The sequence below is a fragment of the Cohnella sp. CFH 77786 genome, assembly GCF_019400745.1.
Classification (GTDB): Bacteria; Bacillota; Bacilli; order Paenibacillales; family Paenibacillaceae; genus Cohnella.
In genome coordinates, this window is the sequence record NZ_WJIB01000004.1 from 101450 (window position 1) to 122244 (window position 20795).

Genomic DNA, 20795 nt, shown 5'->3' on the forward strand with positions numbered 1-20795 from the left:
GGCGCTGCGTCGTTATTTCGGCGGATCGGCGAGACAACGGGCGGATTAGTGGCGCTGCGTCCTTATTTCGGCGAATCGGCGAGACAACGGGCGGATTAGTGACGCTGCGTCCTTATTTCGGCGAATCGGCGCTACCGCGGGCGGATTAGTGACGCTGCGTCCTTATTTCGGCGGGTTGCGCTCCCCCGCAACCAATCGGCCTTCTTGTTCGTTTACTTGGAAACGAGACAAACAACAAAGGATGCCCTTAGGGCACCCCTCGCGCAAGTTAGGATAAGGACGTCCGCCGCTTTAGGCCAGCGTCGGTTGAATGTTCAGCACGCCGATTTCCGGTGCGGCGCGCTCTTCTTGCCTGAGAACGATGGTCGGCGGCATCTGGGCTCGCTCGGTTTCCGCCAGCAATTCCTCCGGCGAAGGCGCGCGGAGAATGTCGGCGCCGAGCGCGGACAGCTTGCCGACGATGTCCATGTATCCGCGGTCGATATGGTGAAGGCCGCTGACTTCCGTTACGCCGTCGGCAACGAGAGCGGCGCAGATCAGCGCGGCTCCCGCGCGGAGATCCGTGGCTGCAACGCTTGCTCCTGTCAGGCGCGTGTTGCCCGTCACGATGGCCGTACGACCGTCGACCTTGATTTCCGCGCCCATCTTGGCGAGCTCCTCCACATGCATGAACCGGTTCTCGAACACCGTTTCCGTAATGATGCTGGTCCCTTCTGCTCTTAGCAGCAAAGCCATCATTTGCGCTTGCATGTCGGTCGGAAAACCCGGATAAGGCAGCGTTTTGACGTCGACCGCACGCAGCGGATGCTGGGCCCGTACCCGGATTCCGTTCTCATCGCAATCGATGACGACGCCCATTTCCTCCAGCTTCGCCACGACCGGACCGAGATGGTCGCGGATGGCTCCTTCCACGTACACATCGCCGCCCGTAATGGCGGCCGCAATCATGTAAGTACCGGCTTCCACCCGGTCGGGGATCACTTGGTGCTCCACGCCGTGCAGCCGTTCTACGCCTTCGATGCGGATCATGCCTGTACCTGCTCCGCGGACTTTGGCGCCCATTGCGTTAAGTAAATTGGCCAAATCCACGATTTCCGGTTCTTTAGCCGCGTTTTCGATAAGGGTCGTACCCGTTGCGGTCGCTGCCGCCATCATGATGTTTTCGGTGGCCCCGACGCTTGCGATGTCGAGGTAGATTTTCGCGCCGCGCAGCTTCCCGTTGACACTCGCTTCTATGGTCCCTTGGCCGAAACCGATTTCGGCTCCCATCGCTTCGAAGCCTTTGAGATGCTGGTCGATCGGGCGCGTGCCGATGGCGCATCCGCCCGGCAAAGAAATTCTTACCTTGCCCAAACGCGCAAGCAGCGGTCCCATCACGAGGAAGGACGCCCTCATTTTGCGGACCAGCTCATAAGGCGCTTCGTACGAATGAAGCGAATCGGCGCTCAGGCGGACGCTTCCGCCGGCAATCCTCGATTGAACCCCCAAATACTCCAGAACCTGCAAAATGTTGTGGACATCATCCAGGGCGGGCACGTCGTGAATGACGCAGGATCCTTCTTCCGCCAGCAGCGTGGCGGCGAGGATCGGAAGGACGGAATTTTTGGCGCCGTGAACACGGACAGCCCCCTGAAGTGGACGGCCTCCGCGGACGATGATTTTGCTCATGGGTGGTTCCCTCCGCGCGTTAATAAATCATTCCGAAGCCGTACTCGATACCAAGCCCAACCCCGAAAAAACCCAAATCACACAAATTCCATCTTACCACCGGCAGGTTGACTGGCACAAGCGCCAATCCCTTCCTTTTACCGGCCAAGATTCGTCTATTTTCGGTCAAATGGGACAAAAAGTCCGATTCTCCGCCTTTTACCCATTGTTTTCATTCCAGCTTGCGCTTATGCGGCTTTACGCACATCATCATGACGGAAAGAGCCACTTGACGGACCCGGCCCAATGCCAGTAATTCAGCAGGAAGCCGGCGGCCAATTGACCCAGGCCGATCGCGATCAGCAGACGCAGCAGCCGGGCTCTGGGACTTGCGGGATGCCGGAGAATCCGTTCGAATTTCACTTCCTGAAGCAGTACCCAGGCGAGCGCTATGCAGCCAAGCGTGACGAAGATGGAGAACAATCCATCCCAGGCAATGGAGTCCAACCCTCCCGTATTGTCCACTACTCCATTTCCCCTTTCATCCGCCGCGCCGCCGCCCGATGCTTGGTCGAACATCCGCCGAGACCTTCGTTATTTCCGTCCCTGTACCGGTTCCCGATCGAATGTTTTTCCTCTCCTCAGGATTTGCAGGTTCGGAGTCTTCAATGCCACGGCATGGCAATTTCCATTCATCGGGCACGCGATTATTCCCTCATACAGGGTAATATATTCCACTTCCCTCATATGCGTCCCGAAACCCATCCAAACTAAAGGGAGCACAACCTCTGCGGTCATGCCGCTCCCCGCTCGTTCGTAAATCCGGCCTCTCGTGTATGCATGCGCTTTCTGCCGCCGGACCCGGTCCCCTCCTTCTCGCCGCTCGCCTCGCCCATCATCTGGAGGAGTCACGTTTGTACCCGACCGTCCGCGAAGCGCGTTCGAACGGCCAGCCCGTCTACTCGGGAAATGTCGGGCGGTTTCGCGCGCGCTTCTATCCGAAGCGGATGGAACCTATGCGCGTATCGGCGTTACCGGACGGCAAGCGGCGATGAACGGAAGCCGGTTCCGGTTTCCTTCATCTGCTCCCGCCCCTGGGAGCAATACCGTCTGTCCGGCGAGCGTCACGATAACGGAACGGATGCGGAAGCCTGGAAATTCCGTTCATCCCTTCCGAAACTCGCCTTCTTTTCGCCATTACAATAGTTCTTCGATTATCGACACGATTTTCCCTTCTTCGTTTTGTAAAATAGGGTCTTTGGTCGCAATCTCCCGAATAAATGCGTTCCAATGGTACATGCGCGATAAGCGAACAACCGCAAAAAAACCATCCCTCGCGCGACCGCAAAGGGATGGTTCAAGGTCGCTCCAGAACGCTATCTGGCAAGAAAATCCGCCGGGATCGAGAACAACGCGTCAATCCAGCCGAGCACCGGCTTGGGCAGAAAACCGAGCGCCAGCGTCGCCGCGACGCAAAGCCAGATCGTGACGCCCGCCGGTCCCGGGATCCGGATCGACGAATCGTCGGACCCGCTTCTCATGTACATTTGCCGGATGAAGGAAAAATATACGGCATACGAGACGACGGTGGTGACGAGCAGAATCGCGGCCAACCAATAGGCACCCGTCTGCACGGTCCCGAAGAGGATGAACAGTTTGCCGAAAAATCCGCCCGTCACCGGCAGACCGGAGAGCGAGCACAGCAGCACGGTCATGCCTGCCGCGGTCCAAGGCGCCCGGTAATACAGGCCTGCGAATCCGGACAGCGACTCGTTGCCGGAGCCCCGGCTAACGACCGTCAGCACGGCGAAGGCCCCGATGTTCATGAAAGCATAAGCGATCAGGTAGTAGACGAATTCGGAAAACAGCGACGAATGCAGAGGCGTCAGATGAATCGCCAGCGGCGTCAGCAGAATGCCGGCATTCGCAACGCCGGACAGGGCCAGCAGCCGCTTGACTTGGCGCTGCCGCAGCGCGCCCGCCGTCCCTACGATCATGGCGGCCGCCGCCAACACGGACAGGCCGAGATACAAATCCTTCTGTACGAACGGATCGTCTTTGGCGAAAAAGGCGGTGTTCATGAAAATCCGATACAGCATGGCGAACGCCGCTCCTTTGGAGACGACGGCCAGGAAGGAGGTGACCGGGGTCGGCGCCCCCTGGTACACATCGGCCGCCCAGGCGTGAAACGGCGCAAGGGCAAGCTTCATGGCGAACCCCGCCGTCATCAGGAAGAAGGCCACGTAGACCAGCGCCCGGTAATCGGTGATCGCTGCCGGAATGCCTTCGCCGATGAAGGCCAGATTCGTCGTTCCCGTTACGCCGTACAAGAAGGACATCCCGTACAGGACGAACGCGGAGGCGACTCCCCCGGCAACCAGGTACTTGAACGCGCCTTCCGCGGACAGCCCGCTCCGTTTGCGCATGCCGACCAGGATGTAGGAAGTGATGCTAAGCAGCTCCAAGCCGACGAACAGCGTGATCAGGTCGCCGGACGAAGACATGACCATCGCGCCCAGCGCGGCGGGCAGCATGAAGTAATAAAATTCGCCTTTAAGCGGAATGTCCGAACTCCTTACGGAACCGAGGGACGAAAGCACGATAAAGCCGGAAGCGCCCAGGAAGACGAGCTTCAGCAGGTTTCCGAAATCGTCGATCCGGTAGCTGCCGCCAAGCAAATTGCGGAAAGCCGCCGTCGGATCTTCCGGGTGCGCCGCGGCCGCATTTTTGAAATCGATCATCAGCCAGACGACGAACGCGGCTGCCGACGCCAACCCGACTAGGGTCAGCCATCCGATGATGTTGCGGTTCCAGCTCCTCGGCAGGAACAGATCCAGGACGGCGAGCACGACCGCGAAGATCGACAACGTCAGCTCGGGGGCGAGGTACCAGGCATCGCTCCAGGTTAGTGTAGGCAAATGGATCATGCGTCAGCCCCCCGTCCTCTGTTGGAAATGTTCGAGCAGCCCGACGAAGCCGTGCTGCATCACGTCGGTTAGAATGGACGGGTATACTCCGAGCAGCACGATGAGAGCCGTCAAAGTGATCATCGGCAACGCTTCGACGAAGCGGGCGTCTTTGATGTCCGCGCAGCGTTCCTGCAGCGGTCCGAACGTGATGCCGAGCACGCTACGGAGGATATAGACGGCGGCGAACAGGATGCCGAGCACCCCGACTGCGGTCATCCCTTTCATCGACCCGAACAGGCCGAGGAACGCCAGGAATTCGCCGACGAAGCCCGACAGTCCGGGCAGCCCCAGCGAAGCCAGGCCGGCGGTGAGCAGAATGCCCGACAGGAACGGAACCGATTTGGCCAGCCCGCCCAATTCGCCCAGCTGCGTCGTGCCCGTGCGCTCATACAAGCTGCCCACGAGCAGGAACAGCAGCGCGGATATCAATCCGTGCGACACGGATTGGAAGACCGCGCCTTGCAGCCCCACCTCATGGAGCGATGCGATGCCGAGCAGCACGATCCCCATGTGGCTGATGCTGGAGTAGGCCAGCACGAGCTTGAATTCCTTCTGCACGCAAGCCAGGACGGCTCCGTACAGGATGTTGATGACGCCAAGCACGGCGATCACGGTCGACCAGTCGGCCAGTTGAGCCGGGAAGAGCGCCGCGCCGAAGCGGATCAAGCCGTACACGCCCATTTTGAGCAGGACGCCGGAGTGGATCATGACGACCGACGGAGGTGCCTCCGTATGCACGCGGAGCATCCAGGTATGGAGCGGAAAAATCGGGATTTTGATCCCGAACGCCACCAGCAGCAGGATAAAAGCCGCCCATTTGAGATTGTCCGACAAGAAAACGCCGAGTCCGGCCATTTCTTCCGATGCGTTATTCGCGTACGACTGAGGATCCGCCAGATTCTTAAGCAACACGTCATAACTGCCGCTAAATTGGACGGTATATCCGTCTGCCCCTTGGACGGCCGTGAATCCCGCGGTTGCGATCAGGATCAGGAACGCCAGCAGCATGGCCGCGGAGCCTAGTCCGTTGTAGACGAGGAAGCGGGTAGCCGCCTTCTCGCGCCCGTAATATCCCCAGATGCCGATCAGGAAGAACATCGGGATCAGCGTCAGTTCGAAGAAGATGAAGAACTCGATGAGGTCGCGGGCCAAGAAAACGCCGTACATGCCGGTTTCGAGCAGCAGGAACAACGAGTAGAACGTTTTCCAGCGTTTGCGGATGTGTACCGAAGCCAGCAGCGCCATCGCCGAAACGATCGCGGACAGCAGCAACAGAGGCAGCGAAATGCCGTCCACCGCCAGGTGATAATCGAATGCGATCGACAGCGATTTGGCGTTAATCATTTCCTTGTTCAAAGGCACCGACAGCCAGGTGTAATGCTCCGTGAACGCGGCGCCCCCGACGCCGGGACGATACGCGGCGAACAGGCATAACGTCAGGGCGAGCGGGATCAGCGTGAAAACGAGCGCGGCGGCCCGCAGCCAGACGCTTCGCTGTCCCGGCAGCAGAAGCACGAGCAAAGCGCCGGCGAGCGGCGACAGCAGGATCAACGACAGGACCGGAATGTTCTCGAGCATTTACCAGAACCTCCTTCCGGCGACAGCGAGCGCGAGGATGACCAGACCGATGAGCGCCGTCAGGACGTACCCTTGCACTTGGCCGCTTTGCAGCCGCGTGTTCAGCCGCCCGATCGCGGAAGCGGACATGCCCGCGAGCCGAACGGCCCCGTCGACGACATAGTCGTCGAAAGCAATCAGCAGCTTGCCCAACCCTTCGAGGGGTTTCACGATAACGTAATGGTAGAGTTCGTCAACGTAATATTTGCGCTCCAGCAGCCGGACCACACCGGGCATGCGGGACGAGACGATGTCCCGACGCACGGTGCCTTTGGCATAAATCAGCCATCCGAGGTAGACGCCCAGCAGCCCGACGGCCGTCGACACGATGATGACCAAGCCGCTGGCGTGCTCTTGCTCCGCCTCGCCGGTCAGCCATTCGCCGAACCATCCGTTAAACGGCGTCTGCACGAACCCGGCAAGGGCTGCCAGCACGGCAAGCACGACGAGCGGAATCGTCATGACGGCCGGAGACTCGTGCGCATGGGCGTCGCCGCGCGGTTTGCCCGCGAACACCAGGAAGAACAACCGCGCCATGTACAGCGCCGTGAAGAACGCCGCGACGACCCCGACGACGAAGTAAACCGGATGACCGTCGAGCGCGGCCGTCAGTACGGCGTCCTTGGACCAGAATCCGGCCAGCGGGGGAATGCCCGACAGCGCGAGCGCGCCGATGCCGAACGTCCACGCCGTGATTTTCATTCGGCCGCCGAGTCCGCCCATCTCCCGGATATCCTGCGTATGGACGCTGTGAATGACGCTGCCCGCCCCGAGGAACAGAAGCGCTTTGAAGAAGGCGTGGGTAAACAGATGGAACATCGCCGCGCTGACGGATCCGACCCCGAGCGCCAGCATCATGTAGCCGAGCTGGCTGACGGTGGAGTACGCCAGAATCCGCTTGATGTCGTTCTGGGCAAGCCCGATCGTAGCGGCGAAAATCGCGGTGAACGCGCCGATGACGGCTACGGTGTCCATCGCGGCCTGCGAGGCGTGGAAAATATCGAACGTTCTCGCGACGAGGAACACGCCGGCGGCGACCATCGTCGCGGCGTGGATCAGCGCGCTGATCGGCGTCGGGCCTTCCATGGCGTCCGGAAGCCAGACGTGAAGCGGGAATTGGCCCGATTTGCCCACCGCTCCCAGGAAGATCAAGAGCGCGATCAGCGTCGTGATTCCTGTCGAGATGACGCCCGTCTGCGTGCCGAAAACGTTATGCAGGTTGGTGAAATCAAGTTCGTGGTTCGGCATGTACCAGAACAGCAGGAGGATTGCGATCAAGAGGCCAAGGTCCCCGATCCGGGTGACGATGAACGCCTTCTTGGCCGCGGCTCTCGCCTCCGGCTTCCGGAACCAGAAACCGACCAGCAGGAACGAACAGACGCCTACCAGCTCCCAGAAAATGTACATCGTCAGAAGGTTGTAGGAAAGGACGAGGCCGAGCATGGAAGCCGAGAACAGCGCCACGTAGGCGAAGAAGGTGGAGATTCTCTCGTCGTCCTTCATGTAGCCTTGCGAGTACAAATTGACGAGAAAGCTGACCAACGTGACCACGACGAGCATCAGGCTCGTCAGGTTGGTCACTTCGAAGCCGATCGGCAGGGTCGTGTTGCCCACCTGGATCCAATCGAAATGGTTGCTGTACTCTTCCGCCGTGCCGGATAACCGCTGACCCGCGATGAGCAGGGACAAGATCAGGGATACGAGGCTGGCGAGCGTGCCGATCCAGGCGCCCGCGCGTCCCGCTCCGCGGCCCATGGCCGTCAGGGCGGCGAACGCGGCGGCCGGGAACACCGGAACGAGCCAGGCGTATTCTGCCAGGGAACTCATGCGCTACCTCCTCAACTCGTCGAATTCGTCCACGTTCACGGAAGTTTTGGCCCGGTAGATCGCAACCAGGATCGCGACGCCGACGGCGGCTTCCGCGGCGGCGACGGTCATCGTGAAGAGGGAGAAAATTTGCCCGGTGAGCGAAGGCTGTACGCCGTATTTGGAGAAGGCGACGAGATTCAGGTTCACCGCGTTGAGCATCAGTTCGATGGACAGCAGGACGATGATGGCATTGCGTTTGGTCAGCACCCCGTACAAGCCGACGCAGAACAGGACGGCGGCCAGCGTCAGGTAGGAGGCGAGCATGTTCATTTCGGATCCTCCTCCTTCTTGGCGAGCGCGATCGCGCCGATGAAGGCGACGGTCAGCAGCACCGAAACGAGCTCGAACGGAACCGCCATCCGCGTGAACAGCTGCATGCCGATTTCCCGCGTGGTGTCCGCCGGAAGCGATGCGGTTTCCGCGGGGAAATCGGCGTCGCGGATCGCGAAGATCAAGATGGCGAGCAGGCACAGGCAGCCGACCGCGGCCAGCGTCTCGAGCAGCGGCCGGGCCGGCTCTTGCCCTTCGCCCTGATGCTTGGTCATCATGATGCCGAAAATCATCAGGATCGTAATCGCGCCGACATAAAGCAGCACTTGGACGAAGGCCACGAATTCGGCGTCCAGCACCACGTACAGCCCCGCCAGGGCGATAAAGGTGAACGCAAGGGACAAGGCCGTGTGGACGACCTTCGTGAAATTGAGCGCCATGACCGCGCCGACGATGGCGCAGACGGCCAGCGCGAAGAAAGCGATGAATTCCCCGGTCAATTGGATGTTGAAATTCATCAGGCCTTGGCCCCCTTCTGGGGTGCCCCGATATTGTTGTTGTCCTGGCGGATATTCTCGGTGTTGCTGCCCAACCATTTCAGATCCTTGAACAGATCGTCACGGCTGTAGGCGGCGAGCTCGAAGTTGTTCGTCATGACGATCGCCTCGGTCGGGCATACCTCCGTGCACAGGTCGCACAAGATGCAAATTTCGAAATTGATGTCGAACGTGTCGAGAACCTTGCCCTTCTTCTCCGGGTCCGGGTTCGGCTTGCCGGAGAGCGTGATGCATTCCGTCGGGCAAATGCGCGCGCACTGGTTGCACACGATGCATTTTTCCTGGTCGACGTATTGGATCCCGCGGAAGCGGTCCGGCATCTCGATCGGAACGTCGGGATAGGACAAGGTCACCTTCTTGGCGCCCATCGTTTTCAGCGTGACGCCAAGGCCTTTGATCATACCTTTCATGTCGTCAACCTCCCATTCCGAACAGTTCGATCAAAGCGGCCGTGATGAAAATGTTGAGGATGGCGAGCGGCAGCAGCACTTTCCAGGCCAGCCCCATCAGCTGGTCGACCCGCAGTCGCGGGAACGTCGCGCGGATCCAGAACAGGCTGAACACGATGAAGGCGAATTTCAGGAAGAACCAGACGACGCCCGGAATGATGTCGAGCTGCGGAAGGGGCGGATTCCAGCCGCCCAGGAAGAGCAGCGTCGTCAAGCAGGCGATCGCGTACACGTAGACGTACTCCGACAGCATGAAGAACGCGAACCGGAATCCGCTGTACTCGACATGGTAGCCCGCGACCAGCTCCGACTCGGCTTCCGGCAAGTCGAACGGCGTCCGGTTCAGCTCGGAGATCGCGGCGACGATGAACACGGCGAAGCCCACGATCTGCGGCAGGAAGTTCCAATGCCAGAAGTAGCCCGCTTGGGCGGCCACGATGTCGCGCAGGTTCAAGCTGCCCGCCAGCATGACGCAGCCGACGACGGAGATGACCAGAGGAACCTCGTAGCTGATCATCTGCGCGGCAGACCGCATGCCCCCGAGCAGGGCGTACTTGTTGTTCGACGCCCAGCCGCCGATGACGATGGCGATCGTCGTGATTCCGGAGAGCGCGATGTAATACAGGAAGCCGACGTTCAGGTCGGCGAATTGGAGGTTTTGGCTGTAAGGGATGAACGCCAGCACCGCGAAGGACGGTACGAACGCCAGCACGGGCGCGAGGATGAACAGCCCGCGGTCCGCCTTGGCCGGAATCGTATCCTCCTTGAGTAGCAGCTTGGACACGTCCGCCACCGTCTGCAGCAGGCCGAGCGGGCCTACCCGGTTCGGGCCTTTGCGGAACTGCATCCAGCCGATCACCTTGCGTTCGAAGTAGATGGCGTACGTCACGAACAGAATCACGAACGCGAGAACGCCGATCGCCATGGCGATGAAGATCGCCGCATGGCCCCAGCTAAGGGGCTTGTCGATAAAGCTTAACGGTTCCATCAGCAGTCGACCTCCCCGAGCACGATATCGATGCCGCCGAGGATCGTGACCAGGTTCGTCATGCTCTCGCCGACGAGAAGCTTAGGCAGGATTTGCAGGTTCACGAACGAAGGCCGGCGGAACTTCAGCCGATAGGGCTCCGCCTTGCCTTTGGACACGATATGGCAGCCGATCTCGCCGCGCGGCGATTCGATGCGCACGTAGATCTCTCCGGCCGGCGGCCGGATGACGCGCGGAACTTTGCCCATCGTTTCCCCGTCGCCCGGGAAATGTTCAAGCGCCTGCTCAAGAATGCGGATGCTCTGCTCGATCTCTCCCAAGCGGCAGAGGTACCGGTCGTAGCAATCGCCGTTCTTGCCGGTCACGATGTCGAAATCGAATCGGCTGTACAAGCTGTAAGGCTCCGTTTTGCGAAGATCCCATTCAACCCCGGTGCTGCGCAGGTTGGCCCCGGACAACCCGTACGCGATCGCGGTGGCCGCGTCGTACTTGCCGATGCCCTTGATCCGGGAGAGGAAGATTTCGTTGCCGCTGACTAGATTGTGGTACTCGTCCAGCCGGAGGCGCATGTCCTTCACGAACTGTTTCGTCCGGTCGATCCAGCCCTCCGGGGCATCCCATTTGACGCCGCCGACGCGCATGTAGTTATAAGTGAGCCGAGCGCCGCACAGTTCGTTGAACAATTGCAGGATCCGCTCGCGGTCGCTGAACGCGAACAGGAACGGGCTTAGGGCGCCAATATCCAGCAGATAGGTGCCCCACCAAACGAGGTGGCTGGCGATCCGCTGCAGCTCCATGACGATGAGTCTGAGGAATTCCGCGCGTTCCGGAACCTCGAGCTCCATCATCTTCTCGACGGCGTGGCAGAGCACGTAATTGTTCGTCATGGCGGACACGTAGTCCATCCGGTCGGTATAAGGAATGATTTGCGTGAAGTTCAGGTTTTCGGCCAGCTTCTCGGTGCCGCGATGCAAGTAACCCATGACGGGGGTCGCTTCCGTGATGATTTCGCCGTCGAGCTTGACCACGATCCGGAACACGCCGTGCGTGCTCGGATGCTGAGGGCCGACGTTCAGCAGCAGTTCTTCGGTACGAATCACGCTTAGCTTACACCTCCGGGTCGAGCGGTACGTAGTCTTTGCGGAGCGGATGGCCGACCCAGTCGTCGGGCATCATGATGCGGGTCAGGTTCGGATGTCCCGGAAAATCGATGCCGAGCAGGTCGTAAATTTCGCGTTCGTTCCAGTTGGCGGTCTCCCAGATCGGCGTGACGGAAGGAACGGACGGCTGCTCACGCTCCGTGCGCACCTTGATGCAGTAGGTTTGGCGACGCTCCATGTTCAGCGGATAGTACACGACTTCCATGTACGTCTCATAATCTACGCCGGAGACGTTGCGCAAATAACCGCAGGTAAGCTCCTCATGGTCCCGGAACAGCCTCGCGGTTTCGAACCAGCGGCTGCCCTTCACGACAAGCGTAGGCAGATGGTCGTTCGGTTCGTTGATATACGCTTCTTCCACCGCATCCTCGCCAACCCGTTCGCGGATCAAGGCGACGGCGCGGTCGAGCCGGGGCTGGTTCGGCGAAGGCGGCTTCGGAGGCGGCGCGGCCGCTCCGTCGTTCGCCCCCGCCTCCGCGGCCGCCGGAGCCTTGGCTTCGGCGGCTTTCGCCTGGGCGGCGGCCGCTTTGGCCGCTTCTTTCGCCTCCAGGGCGGCTTTGCGGCGGGCGGCCTTCTCTTCGTCCGTCTCCTTGCGGCGGGGAGGCGCGTCGCCGGACGAGCCTTCTGCGGCGGGCGCGGCGGGTGTGGCCTCGGCTGCCGGCGCCGGCGTTGCTTCCGCGGCGGAGGCGGGTGCGGCGGCCTCCGCCGCCGGGGCGGGCGGCGTACCTGCTGCCGGCGCTTCCACTGCGGGTGCGGGTGTTGCCGGCGTACCTGTTGCTTGTGCCGCCGTTGCTGGAGGCGCTTCCGCCGCGGGGGCGGATTCTACCGTCGTTTCCTCGGCGGGCGCGGATGCGGGTGCCTCTATCGAAGGCGAAGGTTTGGTGCCGGTTGACGCATCTGCTGCCGGAGCTTCCGTTGCTGCCGGCTCTTCCGCTGCCGGCGCCGGAGCCTCAGCCGCAGGCGCGGAGGCTGCCTCGGCTTCCGGCGGATTCGCGGGCGCGGCCCCGGCCGGGGCTTCAGCCGGGCTCTCTTGCGCTCCGGACGATTCCGTTCCCTGCTCGGTTTCCGCCCCCTGCCCGTTTTCGCGTTTCAGCTCATCGCTCATCAGCCGGTCACCTGCTTCCCGGTCTTGGCTTCATAACGGATTTTCTCCTGCAGTTTGTTGATTCCGTAAATAAGGGCCGCCGGATTGGGCGGGCAGCCCGGAATATAGACGTCGACCGGCACGATCTGGTCCACGCCTTTGACGACGGAATACGATTTGATATACGGACCTCCGGCCGTGGCGCAGGAACCCATCGCGATGACCCATTTCGGTTCCGGCATTTGGTCGTAGAGGCGTTTGAGCAGCGGTCCCATTTTCTTGGTTACCGTTCCCGAAACGATCATCACGTCCGCTTGGCGCGGCGATGTCCGGAACATGACGCCGAACCGGTCCAAATCGTAGTGGGGCGCTCCGGCGGTCATCATTTCGATGGCGCAGCACGCCAGACCGAAAGTGAGCGGCCAAAGCGAGTTGCTCCGGGCCCAGCCCTTCAATTGCTCGATGGTGCCGAAAAAGACGTTTCGTTCGATTTCCTGACGCTCTTCCGGCGTCACCTTCTCTAAATCGAATTCCATTGCAGCACCTTCTTTTTCCAGGCGTAGATCAGGCCGACGAGGAGCAGCCCGATGAATATAACCATTTCCACCAACGCAAATAGGCCGAGCTGTCGATAGGCTACGGCCCAAGGGTAGAGGAAAACGGTTTCGACATCGAAAACGACGAACATCAGGGCGTACAGGTAATAGCGGACGTTGAAGCGGATTTGGCTGTCTCCGACGGGATCGTTGCCGCTCTCGTAGGTGGTTTCTTTGCCCGGGGAAGGTTTATGGGGACGAAGCAGCCTGCCGAGCGACAGCACGAATATCGGAAAAGCAATCCCTAAGACGAGGAAAACGGTAACGATGACGTACGAATTGATGTACTTCTCCACCTGCTTACCTCCGCGCTTCGAAGTCGAAAAAATGCCGCCTGGCTTGGCCTGACGGTCAATTTTCCTTCACAATTATAACAAATGCTCCCATCCAAGTCCATGAAAAAGCGTTTTCAAGCCCAAGGCCCCGATCGGACGCTCGATTCCTTGAAGTGATATAATGGTATCCGATCTGACAAGAGAGGAAGAATGGATTTTGAAAAAGGCGAATGTGACCGTTGCGATGCTGCGTTTGATGACTGCGATGGTTCTGTCGGCTGCTCTTGCGATTTCCCTTGCAGGATGCGGCTCGAGCGGCGGAACGTCAGGCGAAACGTCCGGTTCGTCGGCTCCGCAAGCCTCCGGCGGGTCTCCTTCCGCGGAGAATCCGTACGCCGCAGCGGGGGTAAGCGATCCGGCCGCGTTCCGGCAAATGTTCGAGGACTTGAAAACGGCGGTCGCGGCCAATGACAAAGAGAAGGTTGCCGAGCACGCGCTGTATCCGATTCGGGTCAACGTCGGCAAAGTGGCGGTTGAAGTGAAGACGAAAGAAGATTTCGTGAAGCAATACGAACGGATCATGACCGAGAAGGTCCGGAAAGCTCTTGCCGCACAAGACGCGGACACGCTCTTCGTGAACGAAGAAGGCGTCATGGCGGGCAAAGGCGATGTCTGGTTCGGAGCGACGGCCGAAACCCCGCAGCGCTACGGCATCACCACCGTCAATGTAGGCGATTCGCCTCGGCGGTAGGACAGCCGTCGATTTGTGGCATTTTGGCGGCGCAGAAACGCTAGATCGGAGGATCGCTGGCGCAACGTGCGTTTTAGTGGCGGAGAGACATTATTTCGGCGCATCACTGGGACAACGTGCGATTTAGTGGCGGAGAGGCACTATTGCGGCGCATCACTGGGACAACGTGCGATTTAGTAGCGGAGAGGCACTATTGCGGCGGATCGCTGGGACAACGTGCGATTTCGTGGCGGAGAGGCACTATTGCGGCGCATCACTGGGACAACGTGCGATTTCGTGGCGAAGAGGCACTATTGCGGCGGATCACTGGGGTAAAGTGCGATTTAGTAGCGGAGAGGCACTATTGCGGCGGATCACTGGGGTAACGTGCGATTTAGTGGCGGAGAGGCACTATTGCGGCGGATCGCCGCGGCAACGTGCGATTTAGTGGCGGAGAGACATTATTTCGGCGCATCACTGCGCAACATGCGATTTAGTAGCGGAGAGGCACTATTGCGGCGGATCGCTGGGACAACATGCGATTTAGTGGCGGAGAGGCACTATTGCGGCGGATCGCCGCGGCAACGTGCGATTTAGTGGCGGAGAGGCACTATTGCGGCGCATCACTGGGACAACGTGCGATTTAGTGGCGGAGAGACATTATTTCGGCGCATCACCGGCGCCACGTGCGATTTAGTGGCGGAGAGGCACTATTGCGGCGGATCACTGGGGTAACGTGCGATTTAGTGTCCATTGGAACCGAAAAACCGGACCTTCGCCTCAGCGAAAATCCGGTTAAATTCGTCTTCGTGCCTAAACAATCCGCCACTCATACCAGTGGACGTGGGACCTTATTTCGGCGGGTTGGCGGAAATACGAGCGATTTCCTGCACGTGGGACCTTATTTCGGCGGGTTGGCGGAAATACGAGCGATTTCCTGCACGTGGGACGTTATTTCGGCGGGTTGGCGGAAGTACGGGCGCTTTAACGGATTTGGGTCCGCCTTATGCCCCTTGGGTCCGCCTTATGCCCCTTGGCTCCGAGCTGCCGTGCCCAACGTTTCCGCGCCCTTATCCGGCAAAGCCGCATTTCCGGCCGTCTCCGTCCCCGCGCCCGATTTCGCAGCTCCAGCCGCCGGAATGGCAGCCGGTTTCGGTCGCCGCGTCAAGATGAAGAACACGAAGAAGTAATACGCCCAGTAAACGCCGAACTCCTCGAGCGACGGGTTTTGGGTGTAGCCCAGAAATGCCTTGAAGAAAATGCCGACCTGCCCGTTGATCAGCGGATGGTGTCCGGTATCCCGGATATAGTGGGCTTCGTCGTTGGGATGCTCCGGCATCAGCCACTCGATGTTGTACACTTCCGCGATTTGCCCGCCGGGGGTACGGTAAACGGAGCCGATGATGCCGATATCCTGCATGATGCCGACCGCTTGCACGAGCAACCCGCCGGCGATCAGCATCAGGAACACGCTCGTCGCCCGAAAATAATGCTTCAGCGAAATCCGCTTCGTGCCCCGGAAGAACGCGTAACCGAGAACGCACGCCGCCACGAGGCCAAGCAGCGCCCCCCAGTTCTGCATGGCCGACTGAATGTCGCCCCCGCCGATCGCGGCGAAGAAAAACACGGTCTCCACGCCCTCCCTCAGCGTAATGAGGAAGGAGTGGATAATCATGTTCATGACGCCGCCCGTCGTCAGGATCGCGGCGACCTTGGTCTGCACGCTGAGCTGGTAATTGCGGCTCTGCTTGCTCATGAACAGGATCATGTGGGTAAGCAGCACGGCCGACGCCAGCATGATGCCGATGCGCAGATAGTTCTGGTTCGACATGCTCTCGTAGCCGTCGAGCGCCACCTGGAACAGGAGCGCCACCCCATAACTCGCCGCCAGAGCCAGCGCGACTCCGACCCATACCCATTTGTTCCAACGGGTTTCGCCGATCCGTTTGAGGTACGTCAGAATGACGCCTACGATCAGAATCGCTTCCATCGCCTCGCGGAACGTAATGAGAAAGGCTTGCACGTTCATGGGGGGGGTCACTCCTGTTGCTTACAGTTTGGACAAGGCGGCGAGAATCGCGTCCGCTTGCTTCTTCGCTTCGTCGGCATTGCCTTCGTCGATCGCTTTGACATAAGCTTCGCTCGCGGAAGAAACGGACGCGTAGCCGGAACCAAGGAACACTTCATGAGCGGATACGAACATGGCCGCTTCCATCGCGTGGACCCGCGAGTCGTCTTTTTTGCCGTCTTTCAATTCTTGCTGGGATTCCTCCAAATATTCCTTCACTTTGCCGGTCAGGGCCGCGATGAGCGAGGCTTTGATTTTCGCGGGCACGACCTTGGAGGCGTCCCCCGAACCGAAAGCTTCTTTGACGGCGTTGGCGTCGGCTTCGCTGCCGCCCTTCAAGTAAGCGTAGACCGGCAGGAACAGGAAGTAGCCTTCCGTCATCTCCTTGGCTTGCTCGGCTTTCTCGACCTTCGGCATTTTCTCGCCGTACGCATACGTCGCGAGCGTGAACGCTTTGATCAGCGTTTTGTCGAGCATCTGGCGATGCACGTTGAAGTCGGCGTAATTGCCGGCTTTGACGTCGGCTTGGAGCGCCGGGATGACGGCGCTGGCAATCGAATCCTTCATCGTCGTCTTGAACTTGTTATCGCGTTTCTCGACGAACGGCTCCAGTACGCCTTTGTAAGCTTGAACGGCTTGCTCCAGAAGCGCGGACGCTTTGGCGGTGTCGCCGTCTTTCAGCGCCGGGCCCGCTTGCTTGTTGACCAGGTCCTTCACTTGGAAGTAGAAGTACCAGATCAGGCCTTTCTCCACGGCTTCCGCCACTTGGTCCGCGTTCATGTCGCCGGCGATCGCGTGATCGAGCACGAACGAAATATTCTCGTCGATGAGAGGAGAACCTTCCTTCAGCGTGGCGTCGATCGCTTTCACGTACGTTTGGAAATTTTGCTGGTACGTTTGCTGAATCGTTTTGAGGTCTTTCTTGTCTTCCGCCATCTCGACGATCGCCTTGTAGTCGGCCGTCAGCTTCGGCACGTCCAGCGCAAGAGGCGCGGGAGAAGGCGAAGCGGACTCGGCAGGCGAGGCGGACGGCGAAGCCGAAGGAGATGCGGAAGGCGAAGCGGCGGGAGAAGATGAAGCCGAAGCGGAAGCGGGCGACGCCGCGGGTGCGGAAGACGCTGCTTCGTTATTTTTGGAACCGCAAGCGGAAAGCGTTGCGGCAATCAGTACGACGGCGAGCGATGCGGAAATCTTGTTCATGTTTTTTGGGACCCCTCAGTCTGATAATGGATTGAAATGAATTTAGGCTTTGCGGCGCCGCATCCGCCAGAACAGCAAAGCGGCGAGGAGGACGACGACTGCGATGGCACCGATCGTAACGGAGGCGTTGGTTTTGTTCGTTTCGGCCATCGGCGCATGGGCCGCGGGCGAAGCCGTCGGATCCAGCGTTGCCCCGCCCCCTGCGGCTGCCCCCGCCATCGGGAACAGCGGCGCGATCGTATCGTAAATCAGCTTGATATTTTGCTTGAAAGCTTCGGGATTCGGATCTTTCTTGCCCACGCCGAGCAGACCCGGATTGCCGAGCGCTTCGAGCGCCTTGTCGAAAGCCTGGTCGAGCTCGGTCAGCTTGCCTTCGGCGGGCGTCCCCGACAGGTAAGGCTTCAACGCCTCGTAAGTGGCGCGCGCCTTGGCCAACAGCAGCTTGGTGTCGCTATAGTTCTCGAATCCTTGCTCCGCATACGTGAAGCGCCGGTCGAGGTTCAGGACGAGAACGCCCTTCCAGTCCTTGAGCACGCGGTCCTTGTCTTGCGCCGCGAACGCGTCGTCCAATTCCTTCGTGACATCCTTGCCGAAATGGGAATCGATCTCCGAGCGGGTTTCCGCGTAAGCCGCTTTGGCTGCAGTCCAATCGGGGCTGTCCGCGTTCAGCTTGGAAACGATCAATTTGAATGTTTCGGCCACGGCCTCCGTATTCGCGTTCCCGTAGGAATACGCGCCGGCGGACGCGGGAAAGATTCCGGCCATGAGCAGGACCGAAAACAAGGCGATCAACGTACGGACTTTAAGCAGTTTCATCCTTCCACCTTCCGGTCGATCCGAGGCTGCCGAATCGAGGTTATGTATCCTCGGGAGACCGGGCGGGTTTCGCGTTCTCGCCGGCTCCAGAGGTAATGATAATCATTTTCAATGGCGGTGTCAATAGCAGAAGGGCGATTGTCACCAATTGGTTACAGAATGTCCTTCGGCTATCCTTTCCACTCATAAAGCGCGATCGTTCCGTACACCGGATCCAGCCGGGAATCCGACCGGTAAACGGCGAGAAGGCGTACTTTGGCCGCCGGGACGTCCGCCTGCCGGCGGAACTCGTCCCAAACGCTGCCCGTGAGCAGAATTCGGGAGCCTCGCTCCGCGGCTGCATTGGCCAGGAAGTACTCATAGGTGAAAATAGGTTGGGTCTGTATAGGTACATTCAGGTAGCGCAGCACCCTCTCTTCCTCCCACGTGTACAGGATAGCGGAAGATTCCGAATCCTTCGCAAGCGCGTCAGCCAATTGATAGACGGCCGGGCGTTCGTGCTGCTGGAGGGAAACGAGCCGCGCCCCTTCCGCAGCTTGCAGCGCGGCGAGCAGGACGGCGAGCACGATTGCGGCGCTTCTGCTTCTGCCGATGCGAAGCCGAAGCGCGCAGGCCGCCAGGGCGAACATCGACAACGCGGCGAGCGGCGCGGCATGGCGGGGTTTGGCGATGTTTTGCCCGAGCAGCGCCCATAAGGCATAGGCGAGTACGCAAACGGCGAGAATGAAGGCTGGCGATGCGGTCAGACGGCGAAGGCTGCTTGCATTCGGGCGATTGGAAACCGCCCAACGTTGTCGCCATCCCCAGGCTGTCCAGATCAGCAACGCTCCGGTTATGACCGCCAATGGAACGAAGCGGGCAAACGTTCCCGTCCACAGCCAATTGTCGGCGGCGAAGCGCCAGATCCGTTCCCCGAACGGCAATCCGGCTTGCGATACCCCGCCGCCCCACTCGGTGAAGTGGCCTTCCCCGAAACCCGCGAACAAACGAAGCGTTTCCGCAAATCCTCCTTCCGCCGCCGCGACGGCCCCCACCCAGAAGAATTGGAAAGCCGCCGCGGACGCCGCCCAACCGGTAAGCCTAAGTACGCGTTGCGTAACGGTCCTTCGTAGATCTCGCGCTTCGACGATCCCTGCGATCAACAGACCGATTCCAAAAGGCACATAGGACAGACGCGTCCCCATCAGCAAGCCGAACAAGAACGCCGCGGCCAGCCAACGTCCGTTCGAACGCCGCTCGGCGAGCCTTACGAGCGACCAGAGGAACCACCATAGCAGCGCCAAAGCCGCCCCTTCCGACATCGGCCGGACGGAGAGCGTCCAATTCATCGGCAGCGTCAGCACGATCGCCGCGGCCAGGGAAGCGGATACAGGCGGAATCCAGCGGCGGGCGATCCGGTAGATGGGCCAAGCGGAAGAAGAGGCGAGCAGCAGATTCCATCCGCCGAGGGCGAGCACGGGATCTCCCGACAGCAGGCGCATGAGCCGGCCGCCGAGGATGAAATAAGGGTAACCGGGCGCGTGCGGCTGCATGGCGAGCAGGTCGAAGCGGTCAAGGGCGAGCGTGAAATCGACCTCGTCCCAGGAGGCGGCCCAAGGCGACAGATGGAACACCCCGAACGCCGCATAAGCCAGCACAAGCGTCAGCACCGCCGCCGCACCGAGTCTCTCCGATTTTGCGCTCTCCGCTTTTGCCCTTTCCGCTTTTGCGCTCTCCGCTCTTGCGCTCTCCGCTTTTGCCCCGTTCATCCTCTCGCCTCCCCGCTATTTTCTCGGATCCGAACCTCGCGCCGGCAGCCTCAGCTCCCGCCAAATCGCGGGCAGCACGCGGGACACGTACGCCCGGAACTTGATGAACGATTCCCCTTGCGTTCGGACGCGGTAATGGATCGGCACTTCCATCATCCGGAAGCCTTGCCGGACCAGATTCAACGTCAGAACCTGCGCGTAATTGTAATCGTGCACGATCCGCGCAGCCAGCATCGCCCGCCGGCTGAAGCCGCGCATGCCGGACTGCCCGTCCCATATCCAACGGCGCAGCAGCAACGATTGGAGAAACGTGAACGCGTAATTGCCCAGTCTGCGCGTCAGCGTCATGCCCCAGATGTTGCCTTTGAACCGCGAGCCCATCGTGTAGTCGGCCGTGCCGTCCAGGATGGGCGCGAGCACGTCCGGGATTTGCTCCGGGGGATATTCGTTGTCGGCGTCGATCATGAGCCCGATGTCCGCGCCCAGTTCGCAGCAGAGCTTGAGTCCTTCCCTCACCGCCGCGCCCAGCCCCCGGTTCGAAGGGAAAGAAACGACATGGTCGGCTCCCGCCCTGCGTGCGGCGTCTGCCGTTCCGTCCGTGGAGCCGTCGTCGATCACGAGCACCTCCACTTCGGCACCGGGTCTGAAGCGGCGGGGAATTCTCGAGATGACGCCCCCGATGTTCAGGGCTTCGTTATGGGCTGGCAGAAACACGATGATTTTCATGAAGTCGGTTTTCCTTTGCGTTCGGT

The 20795-nt window shown here is 60.2% G+C and carries 19 protein-coding genes; 1 reads left to right on the forward strand and 18 read right to left on the reverse strand.

Annotated features, from left to right (window positions below; genetic code table 11):
* Positions 1 to 291: 291 nt before the first annotated feature.
* The 13 genes from murA to GE107_RS07650 form a co-directional block, all read right to left on the reverse strand.
* Positions 292 to 1668, reverse strand: coding sequence for a UDP-N-acetylglucosamine 1-carboxyvinyltransferase (gene murA, locus GE107_RS07590; protein ID WP_219639093.1), 1377 nt, complete (start codon positions 1666 to 1668; stop codon positions 292 to 294).
* Between the two features lie 249 nt (positions 1669 to 1917).
* The gene (locus GE107_RS07595; RefSeq protein ID WP_219639094.1) at positions 1918 to 2226 is read right to left on the reverse strand and encodes a DUF1146 domain-containing protein; all 309 of its coding nucleotides are present in this window, start codon (positions 2224 to 2226) and stop codon (positions 1918 to 1920) included.
* A gap of 797 nt (positions 2227 to 3023) precedes the next feature.
* Positions 3024 to 4574: an NADH-quinone oxidoreductase subunit N gene (locus tag GE107_RS07600; RefSeq protein WP_219639095.1), complete on the reverse strand. Its 1551-nt coding sequence runs from the start codon at positions 4572 to 4574 to the stop codon at positions 3024 to 3026.
* A gap of 3 nt (positions 4575 to 4577) precedes the next feature.
* On the reverse strand, positions 4578 to 6194 hold the full coding sequence (locus GE107_RS07605) for a complex I subunit 4 family protein (RefSeq protein WP_219639096.1): 1617 nt from the start codon (positions 6192 to 6194) through the stop codon (positions 4578 to 4580).
* On the reverse strand, positions 6195 to 8060 hold the full coding sequence (nuoL, locus tag GE107_RS07610) for an NADH-quinone oxidoreductase subunit L (protein WP_219639097.1): 1866 nt from the start codon (positions 8058 to 8060) through the stop codon (positions 6195 to 6197).
* Between the two features lie 3 nt (positions 8061 to 8063).
* Positions 8064 to 8366 (reverse strand): NADH-quinone oxidoreductase subunit NuoK, encoded by a 303-nt coding sequence (nuoK, locus tag GE107_RS07615; protein WP_370636321.1) that lies wholly within the window; start codon positions 8364 to 8366, stop codon positions 8064 to 8066.
* Positions 8367 to 8368: 2 nt separating this feature from the next.
* Entirely contained in the window at positions 8369 to 8893 is a 525-nt protein-coding gene (locus GE107_RS07620) for an NADH-quinone oxidoreductase subunit J (RefSeq protein ID WP_219639365.1), read from the reverse strand.
* Positions 8890 to 9339, reverse strand: a complete 450-nt coding sequence (gene nuoI, locus GE107_RS07625; protein WP_219639099.1) for an NADH-quinone oxidoreductase subunit NuoI — start codon at positions 9337 to 9339, stop codon at positions 8890 to 8892. Before nuoI ends, GE107_RS07620 begins: the two co-directional genes overlap by 4 nt.
* A 4-nt stretch (positions 9340 to 9343) precedes the next feature.
* Entirely contained in the window at positions 9344 to 10366 is a 1023-nt protein-coding gene (nuoH, locus tag GE107_RS07630; protein WP_304516716.1) for an NADH-quinone oxidoreductase subunit NuoH, read from the reverse strand.
* On the reverse strand, positions 10366 to 11466 hold the full coding sequence (locus GE107_RS07635; protein ID WP_219639100.1) for an NADH-quinone oxidoreductase subunit D: 1101 nt from the start codon (positions 11464 to 11466) through the stop codon (positions 10366 to 10368). The genes nuoH and GE107_RS07635 overlap by 1 nt, the downstream gene beginning before the upstream one ends.
* Before the next feature lie 7 nt (positions 11467 to 11473).
* Positions 11474 to 12631, reverse strand: coding sequence for an NADH-quinone oxidoreductase subunit C (locus GE107_RS07640; RefSeq protein ID WP_219639101.1), 1158 nt, complete (start codon positions 12629 to 12631; stop codon positions 11474 to 11476).
* On the reverse strand, positions 12631 to 13146 hold the full coding sequence (locus GE107_RS07645) for a NuoB/complex I 20 kDa subunit family protein (protein WP_219639102.1): 516 nt from the start codon (positions 13144 to 13146) through the stop codon (positions 12631 to 12633). The genes GE107_RS07640 and GE107_RS07645 overlap by 1 nt, the downstream gene beginning before the upstream one ends.
* A complete protein-coding gene (locus GE107_RS07650) occupies positions 13131 to 13502 on the reverse strand; it encodes an NADH-quinone oxidoreductase subunit A (protein WP_219639103.1) in 372 nt (123 codons plus the stop codon). The genes GE107_RS07645 and GE107_RS07650 overlap by 16 nt, the downstream gene beginning before the upstream one ends.
* Before the next feature lie 196 nt (positions 13503 to 13698).
* Here GE107_RS07650 and GE107_RS07655 point away from each other — a divergent pair, with 196 nt between their 5' ends.
* Complete coding sequence (locus tag GE107_RS07655; RefSeq protein WP_219639104.1) at positions 13699 to 14232, forward strand: hypothetical protein; 534 nt, start codon at positions 13699 to 13701, stop codon at positions 14230 to 14232.
* 1003 nt (positions 14233 to 15235) lie between these two features.
* On the opposite strand, the gene GE107_RS07660 is transcribed toward GE107_RS07655, so the two are convergent.
* The 5 genes from GE107_RS07660 to GE107_RS07680 form a co-directional block, all read right to left on the reverse strand.
* Positions 15236 to 16240: an FTR1 family iron permease gene (locus GE107_RS07660; protein ID WP_219639105.1), complete on the reverse strand. Its 1005-nt coding sequence runs from the start codon at positions 16238 to 16240 to the stop codon at positions 15236 to 15238.
* A gap of 21 nt (positions 16241 to 16261) precedes the next feature.
* Positions 16262 to 17479: a hypothetical protein gene (locus GE107_RS07665; RefSeq protein WP_219639106.1), complete on the reverse strand. Its 1218-nt coding sequence runs from the start codon at positions 17477 to 17479 to the stop codon at positions 16262 to 16264.
* Between the two features lie 42 nt (positions 17480 to 17521).
* On the reverse strand, positions 17522 to 18295 hold the full coding sequence (locus GE107_RS07670) for a hypothetical protein (protein ID WP_219639107.1): 774 nt from the start codon (positions 18293 to 18295) through the stop codon (positions 17522 to 17524).
* Positions 18296 to 18465: 170 nt separating this feature from the next.
* Positions 18466 to 20043 (reverse strand): glycosyltransferase family 39 protein, encoded by a 1578-nt coding sequence (locus tag GE107_RS07675; protein ID WP_219639108.1) that lies wholly within the window; start codon positions 20041 to 20043, stop codon positions 18466 to 18468.
* Positions 20044 to 20058: 15 nt separating this feature from the next.
* Positions 20059 to 20769 (reverse strand): glycosyltransferase family 2 protein, encoded by a 711-nt coding sequence (locus tag GE107_RS07680; RefSeq protein WP_219639109.1) that lies wholly within the window; start codon positions 20767 to 20769, stop codon positions 20059 to 20061.
* Between the last annotated feature and the right edge of the window lie 26 nt (positions 20770 to 20795).